The sequence below is a fragment of the Novosphingobium sp. AP12 genome, assembly GCF_000281975.1.
Taxonomy (GTDB): Bacteria; Pseudomonadota; Alphaproteobacteria; order Sphingomonadales; family Sphingomonadaceae; genus Novosphingobium.
This window is the reverse complement of sequence record NZ_AKKE01000066.1, coordinates 1-7618: the sequence shown is the minus strand read 5'-3', so window position 1 is coordinate 7618 and position 7618 is coordinate 1. Positions and strand designations below refer to the sequence as shown.

General features: G+C 68.8%; 5 protein-coding genes. 1 reads left to right on the top strand and 4 read right to left on the bottom strand.

What is annotated here, in order from left to right; all coding sequences use genetic code 11:
• Positions 1-90 precede the first annotated feature (90 nt).
• Entirely contained in the window at positions 91-630 is a 540-nt protein-coding gene (locus PMI02_RS11770; protein ID WP_081496685.1) for a lytic transglycosylase domain-containing protein, read from the top strand.
• A gap of 97 nt (positions 631-727) precedes the next feature.
• Here PMI02_RS11770 and mobF read toward each other — a convergent pair whose 3' ends face one another.
• The 4 genes from mobF to PMI02_RS28260 form a co-directional block, all read right to left on the bottom strand.
• Entirely contained in the window at positions 728-3472 is a 2745-nt protein-coding gene (gene mobF / locus PMI02_RS11765; RefSeq protein ID WP_007682836.1) for a MobF family relaxase, read from the bottom strand.
• Positions 3473-3484: 12 nt separating this feature from the next.
• Complete coding sequence (locus PMI02_RS11760; RefSeq protein ID WP_157222486.1) at positions 3485-5290, bottom strand: type IV secretion system DNA-binding domain-containing protein; 1806 nt, start codon at positions 5288-5290, stop codon at positions 3485-3487.
• A 44-nt stretch (positions 5291-5334) separates the two neighbouring features.
• Positions 5335-5709, bottom strand: coding sequence for a hypothetical protein (locus tag PMI02_RS11755; protein WP_007682832.1), 375 nt, complete (start codon positions 5707-5709; stop codon positions 5335-5337).
• A gap of 559 nt (positions 5710-6268) precedes the next feature.
• Complete coding sequence (locus PMI02_RS28260; RefSeq protein ID WP_304412060.1) at positions 6269-6916, bottom strand: MucR family transcriptional regulator; 648 nt, start codon at positions 6914-6916, stop codon at positions 6269-6271.
• Positions 6917-7618 lie beyond the last annotated feature (702 nt).

Sequence of the window (7618 nt, the reverse complement as noted above, 5' to 3'; positions counted from 1 at the left end):
GCTCGTGAATAACCCGGGCTAGACATCTGGCACGGCGGGCAAGCCCGGCAGCGGGGCGCAGCAGCTGAAGGCGGGCCCGGCGCTGGCTGGATGGCATCCGACCCCGCCGCCTGGCTCAGGCATGACCCGAGAAGCGGGCCTGCTGCTCTGCAGCTCGCCGGCTGCCCCGGCTATACGTACCGGGCCCATCCCCGCCTCCGCCCGGCGCAAGAGGCAGGGCGGAGGCTCTACTGGCGCGACACCGTCGCGGCGGCCTGCCGTCACGGTGTCCCTGCCGGTCTGTTCGACGCGCTTGTCGTTCAAGAGAGCCGGTATGAAAGCCGCGCACGCAGCAGCAAAGGCGCTGTCGGACTTTCCCAGCTCATGCCCGCCACGGCGCGAAGCCTCGGTGTGCGAGATCCCGCCGACGTGCTTCAGAATCTTGATGGCGGAGCCCGGTACTTGCGTGCGCAGTTCGACCGGTTCGGGGACTGGCGGCTCGCCCTCGCGGCCTTCAACGCAGGTCCCGGCGCTGTTGCACGGCACGGCGGCGTGCCACCTTACCGAGAAACCGCGCACTACGTGGATGCGATCCTCACCGCAATGCCGGCAGCGCAGCGTCTGGAGGCCACCGTCGTAATGCCGCCATAATGCTTATGGCCGCCGACGAACTGCGTGCTGACCGGCAGCGTGATCCCGTTAGCGCTCCGCGGCAACAAGGCGTTCCGATAGTCCTTCAGGCGAACGACTACAGGCCAGCCGATGGCTCAAACGACTTGCCGCGGACCGGGCCGCCCAGGTCAAGCGCGGTCTGCTTCTCGCCGGCACGTTCGTGGAGGACGGCGACGAGCTTCGACCGGTCGTCAGTGACAATGACCGCTTCCATCCGCGCCCGCGAAACCGCCACATAGACAAACTTCTGGTCGACCAGAGTGGCAGACCCGCTTTCCGCGTGTGCCAGGACCGTATCGGCCGTGCGTCCCTGGGCAGCGTGGGCGGTGTGGACCCAGGCATGGCGGACGTGGACATCGCGCAGGTTGGCCGTGTCCAGCCGCTGCACCTGCCCGTTTTCCATGCGCAGCGCCGCAGTGCCTGCCCCGACATCGATGGCCGTGACCTCACCGCGCTGCCCGTTCATCCGGCTCCGGCCGCGATCGTTGCGCGTGAACTGCACGGCATCTCCGACGCGCAGTTCCATGTCGCGGGGCTGGAAGTACTGCGCTCGGTAGCCCCAGTAGCCCGGATGCCACTTCACCTGGCTGCCGTCCTGACCGGTCAGCCCAATCCAGCTGCGGTCCGGACCGATCACGCTGATCGTCAGCGGATCGCCGCGCCGCACACCCCGCAGCGGATAATCTCGCGAGAAGCGGACAACGTCGCCGATGTCCAAGCCAATGCCCCGCCGCACCTCGGCGCGGGTGAGGTCCTTATTCTCCAGTGCGCGAAACGACAGCGCCGCGTCGGACAGTTCGCCGCGCTGCGCGAGCCTGCTGCGGATTAGGCCGGTCAGCAGATCGCGGCCCGCGCGCGAAGGCTCGATCACCAAGGCACGCTGGCGCTGGGCCGGGCTGAGGGCGACGAAGCGGTCGGCCATCACCGCCAGCCTCTGATCGCGGCCCCGCTGTTCGATCACCGCGCCGCCGCCGCGCTCGAGCGCCGCAAGCACTTTGCCGGCATGACCCTCGATCGCCGCGATTACCGCGTCGCGGGTATCCGCATTGGTCTGGCGGACGATCTCGGCAAGCCGTGCGGTCGCCATCCCGCCGTGCTGCAACTGCGCGAATGCCGCTCCTGCGCCCACCGAGCCGAGTTGGCCGACATCGCCGACCAGGACCAGCCGCGCTTCGCTGCGCTCGGCCTGCCCGAGCAGGGCGAGCATGTCCCGCGCGCTCAGTAGCGACGCCTCGTCGGTCAGCCACACCTCGTCTTTGCCGGAACGGCCGGGGCTGCGAGCGCCGTTGACGAGCAGATGGCGCGCTACTGTGTCGCCTTTCCTGCCCAGAGCGTCTCCCAGCACCTGCGCCGCGATGGCGGTGGGAGCAAGCGCGACGACGACGCGGCCCCGCCGCTCGGCTTCACGGGCATAGGCGGCCAGGACCGTGGTGGTCTTGGCAGTCCCTGCATGCCCTTGCAGCGCCCCGATTCGGTCGTCCGAGGTGAGCAGGGCAATGGCCGCACGCCGCTGGTCACCTGTCCAGTCAAGACCTTCCACGGCCGACTGGCGGGCCGCCCGCTCGACCGCCCGGCCCGCTTGGGCCGGCGTTAGCAGCGGCAGTGCCCCGCCCCGGCCGAGCTGTTCGAGCCTGAGCATATCGCGTTCGGTCCTGACGTTCTCGGGCGTCGTGAAACCGGACAGGTCGCGGCCGTGACGGGTGCGGTAGGTGCGATCGATCAGACCGCCGTGCACGCGGGCCTCGGCGACGGCGAGGCGGATTTCACGCTGGCCCAGCCTGCCATATGCATAGGCGCCTGCTTCCTCGACCAGCCTGCGCTCGGCGAAGACGGCCTCGCGCTCGGAAAGCTTCTCAGCGGCAAAGGCGACCGCCTCCCACGCTAGCAGGTCAAGGCAGTCGTCGGGGGACCGCTCGTGCGCGTTGCTGCGAGCGAGCGCGACCAGGCAGGCCTGGTCGTCGCGCCCAAAGCCAGCCTTCGCGGCGCTTTCCTGCCACTGCGCCGTCAATTGACCGGCATCGACCTGCCGCTTGGCTTCTCGGGTCGCCAGGACCGCGATGCGCGTCTGCGCAGACGTTGCCTCGCCGGGATCACCCTGGACCGAGAGGTACGCAGCAATCGCCGCACGGCGCTGGCTCATCGCGCTGAGCGCAGCATGCGGAACGCCGGCGATCTCGAAGCCCGTCTTGGTCCGCTCGGTGGCATAGCCCAGCTCCGAAACCGCATGGGCGAGCTCCTGCCCGTATATCGCACCAAGGCCCTTCAAGCAGCGGAAAAGCCCCTGTTCGTGGAGACTTCGCCAGGTTTTGTCGCTGCCTTTCGTGGCATTGATAATGACCGCGTGGGTGTGGAGCTGGGGATCGTGCGCTCGGCTTGTCAGGTGCTGGAAAGTGGCCACGACAAGACTGCCGGTGGTCTCTCCGGTCTTTTCCCCCTCCCTGCGGATCCGCGTGAATGCCAGGTACTGCTGCGCGTGGCTGAGGGCGGCTAGGACCGCTTGGCGGTGCGCCTTGAAAAGGCGCGTATCCCCTGCGACCTGCGCCATGATCGAAACCGACTTGGGAGCCGAGAACGTGATGTCCCAGCCGGGCTGGTGACGCAGTTCGCCGTCGCGCACGCTGCCTAGGCGGCCATCGCCGACAAACCCCAGCAGCAGCTGCGTGAAGCGCTCGCCCTCGACCTCCCCCGCGAGCGCGAGATCCTCAGCGCCCTCGCCCCACCATCCGCTGGATGCTGCTTCGCTTCCGGTAACGCCGTCCTCGCTTTGGTAATAATTCGCGGCAGTCGCCGCATTGTGGATCGCGTGGGCGGAAGCGACCACCGGACCCGCTGGTCAGACCAGCGGGTCATGAGAGGCGCCGCTCTCCGCGCCGCTGTCCGGCCGCCGCGCGGGCGGCCGGCTCCATAGGGTGTCCCGCGGATCACCCGGGACGAAAGCGGGATGACGGCGCGCGCCTCCCTCCTGCGCGCCCGGACCCTGGAGAACCAGCCGCACTACCGGCGCACCGTCGGGCAGCAGAAGGTAGCCGTGCCAGGGCGGCAGGCGGAACTCGCTTTCGGGGACCGCCGGGCGAAAGCTGCGCTGCGCGGCGATGGTGGTCCTCCCAGCTTCGCCGCGCACGGGAAGCGCATCGCTCGCAGCGCGGATCTCGATCTCGCACTCGCCGATTGTCCTGCTCGCCCATTGCCGCGTCTCGTAGTCGACGATCTGCAGGAACAGCTTGGTATTGCAGCACGCCAGCATGGACTCGGCGATATGGGGACCATAGCGGTTGCGCATCTGGCCCAGCGCTTGAAACGTCAGGACGATCGCCGCCCCGAACTTGCGGCCTTCGGGCAGCAGCCTGGCGAGATTGTCCACTCGCGGCAGGTCGGCGAGCTCGTCGAGCACGAACCAGATGCGCCGGCCAGGCGAAGGCGGCAACCCGAGGACGGCGCTGGCCGCGCATTCCAGCCAGCAGGCCATAAGCGGCTTGGCGGCCTCGAAGTAATCTTCCTTGCGGGGCACAAAAATCCATGGCCGGGGCCCCTCGCGCGCATCGAGCCCGGAAATGAAGTCGCGGAATGCGAACCGTCCCCTCCCGCCGCGTTCATCCGCAGGCGCATCGGCCTCCGCTTCGCGGCGCAGGAACTGGAGGAGGTTGGCCGCCTTGGCGAGCATGAACAGAACGCTCCCGGTGGCGCGGTCGGCGTCATCGGCGAATGTCCGCGCCGAAGAGGTATGGCCCAGCCACTGCTTGAGCTCCTGCTTGGACTTGGTCTGGAGCGCCTCAAGCAGCGCTTCCAGGTTGGCGTTTCCCTCGCTCCATAGCGAGCGCAGCATGTTCGCGACCAGGATCCGGCTCGTGTCCAGCCAGACATCATCGTCGTGGCTCCCGGTCTCCGAGACCAGCTGGCGCGCGATCCGGTCCGCGTCGGCCGGATGGGAAATCTCGTCGAAGGGCGACCACGATGCGCAGCGCGCATCGAAGGGGTTGAGAATGATGTCACCACGTTCAGGCGCGTAATAGTGAGCGATGAATTCACCGCTCGTATCGTAGACCAGTGCTGCCTCGCCGCGCGCAGCAATACCTTCCAGCATCTGGCGCAGGACCGTCGTCTTGCCGCTGCCGGTCGTGCCGAGGAAAGCAAAGTGGCGGGTTTCGATCGCCCGCGGGAGCACGATCCGGCCGATCGCGAGGCAGCCTGCCGCCCGTGCCGCGGCAGCCGGCGCCCCGCCCGGTTGCATAATCACACGGGTGCCGCCCAAGACCCGGTCGCCGAGCGTGTCCCGGCCCTGGCGTGCCATGGCTCGCATCACCGCGGCTGTCACGACAAGACCGGTGCCGGCCCCCATCACCCCGCCAAGAAGCAGCGCCCTGGCGGCGGCATCGAAGGGTCCCGCGAAAGGGGGGGCGTGCGCCACCACGCGGGCCGGCAGCCTTACCCGCTGTCCCGCCAGCGAGACGTTCATGGCAGTTTCGCGCCCGTTTACCGGGCTCGCCAGGAGGAGCAGCCGGGCTCCGGCGCTCTGGCCGGCAGCGCTCCAGACATAACCCGGCAGCAGGAGCCGCGACCACACCAGCGCGCCCGCCAGGCCGCAGACAAGCACCAGGACGCAGAAGAAGCCGAAGCGCTGCTGGCTCTGGCGCACCCGCATGCGCCAGAGCGCATGCGAGCGCGATGCCCGGTCGCTTGCGGCGGTCACGTGTCGCTCTTGGCGGCCAGGCCCCGCTGGCGCTGGAACGCGGCGCGCGCTTCGCGGGCAATCACTTCATCGCCCCGGGCTGCCCCGAGCGCGCCGTCCCGGGCATAGGCATAGGCCGCGCAGGCCGTGAACAGGATGCGGTCGCAGACTCGCTCGAGCCCGGCAAGGCGTTCCGCAAGAGCTCCGATTTCGGCGGCGATCTCGCGAACTTGCCGGACGACCTCGGTTCCCTCGCCGCCGCACTGGAAGCCGGCGTCAATGACCCGCAGAAGCGCCGTGTAATCGGGCATGCCCCTGAGTTCGGCGAGCCCCTGCAGGATGCGGTCCTGTTCTGGGCTCAGGTGGACCATGATCTTGCGCGAGCTCAGCATCCGGCCATCCCCCGCGCTGGCGCCAGGGGGCCGCGCGAAGCTGGCGCCAGCAGCCGAGGGAAGACGCAGCCCCGCCGCGCGCTCCTTCCGCTTCGCCGACCTGCTCCCCCTGGCCCCGGGGCCACTTTCCCCTGCCGCGGTTCCTGCCCCGGTATCGCCATCGCCTGCACTCCGCTGGATGTTCCTGCAGCGATGACAGGACCGGCGGCGCGCCGATGCAACGTGGCAAGCTCTGGCTGGCGCGTGCCGGAACGGGCAGATCGCAGCCGCGTCCCGAACCGCGCCGAAGCCGGCGCGCAGGTGTCCGTTTTTGCGTCTCGGGGATCCGCTTCCGAGCTGGGGCGAGGTCAGGCCGGCAGGGCCTGCGTCGGTAGCGGCAGCGCTTCAGCCGGCAGCGCCACGGTCTCTGGCCGCTGCGGCTACGGCGGGAACGCAACGCCGCGCCGGCCGCCGGCGAGTCGCGGTAGGCCGTCGCGTTAGGCGATCCGGCCTACCGCCAATTCAGGCGTTCGGAGCGAAGCAACGGGGCCTAGGTTGCGTGTGCGGTGGCGCCGGCGGCTCAGGCCGGCAAAGACGGTGCATGCGGGCCCTGCAGCGCGGCCGGATCGGTTTCCACGATGCGCGCCGGCCCGGCGGCGCTGTCGGGCCCGTCCCCCAGGGTGACTTCCTCGGTAATGTCCTGCGAGGTTTCAAGTCCCTGTCCCGGCGCCAGCGAGGGCGTGGACGCATCGCCGGCCATGACGTCCTCCCGCGTCTGCGACGCTTGACCAGATGCCGGTTCAAATGCGGGTTCCGTTGCCGGTTCAGTGACAGGGCCGGCCCCACGCCCTGGTTTGCGCCCGAGCCCGTTTTGGCGCGCGAGCTCGGCCCGCTGCGCCGAATAGCCGCGCGTGACCATCGGATAGTGGTTCGCGAGGTCCCAGCGCTGCCGGTAGTCATCCGGCGTCAATCCATGCCGGCCAAGCAGGTGGCGCTTGAGCGACTTGAACTTCCCGCCGCATTCCAGGCACACGATCGCGGCCTTGGTGACCGATGATGCTATCGGCACTGCCGGCGTGCGCTCGCTGCCCGGCGGCGAGGCACCCAGCTGTGCGAAAGTTCTGTAAATACTGTCGATCAGCTGCGGCAGTTGGCCGGCAGCCACCGGGTTGTTGCTCACATGCGCGGCAACGACGTCGGCGGTGCGCCCGAGGTTTTTGCGGTCCATCATGGGCCTTCCGCTAACCCGACGCTTCTGAACTCCGCATTACAGAAGTGCACAATCGTGCGGCCGGGGCATCGCCGCGTCGGCTCGCGCCGCAGCCCCGCAGCAGCCGCTACGGTTTTCCCGAGGCGCGGGTCCTACCGCGCCTGCGCCTCTGCGCACCGCAAAAGGGATTTGTCCTGCCCCGCCGCCAGCCAGCGTCCGGTCGCTACGGCCCAGGCTGGAGCCGCAGAAGGAAGCGCGCATGAAAAGTGCGGGAAGATAAAGCGAGGACCGACCGCCCGTCACAAGGGAAGAACGGAGGGAGAGATAAACGGGGAGAGACCCCGTCGCCCGCCCCTGGTGGCCGGCGGACCGGCCCGTTGCCGGGAACGCTCGCGGCCGACTTCGTTCTCTCCCGCCTTCGTCTGCCTCCCGCGACCTTGCGCTAATTAGGAGTGCCGAGAATGGCGGATGGTTGTCCCATGAACATTCAGCAGGAGCGTGGCAGGCCTTGCCCGTCTGGCCGCGCTCCGCCGTCACCGGCGCAGCGGCCAAGCCGCCGGGCATTGTCTCGTCGGCAAAGCCGCCTAAGTGGCGGCAGGGAACGGAAAGGCTGGCCGAAACGGCTCCCGGGCGACTGGGAGTCCGTATTTGGATGAGGAATGGCGAGATCATCACTTTACGAGATCGAGCGTCCTCTAGATATCGTCGATGTCAGCGGTG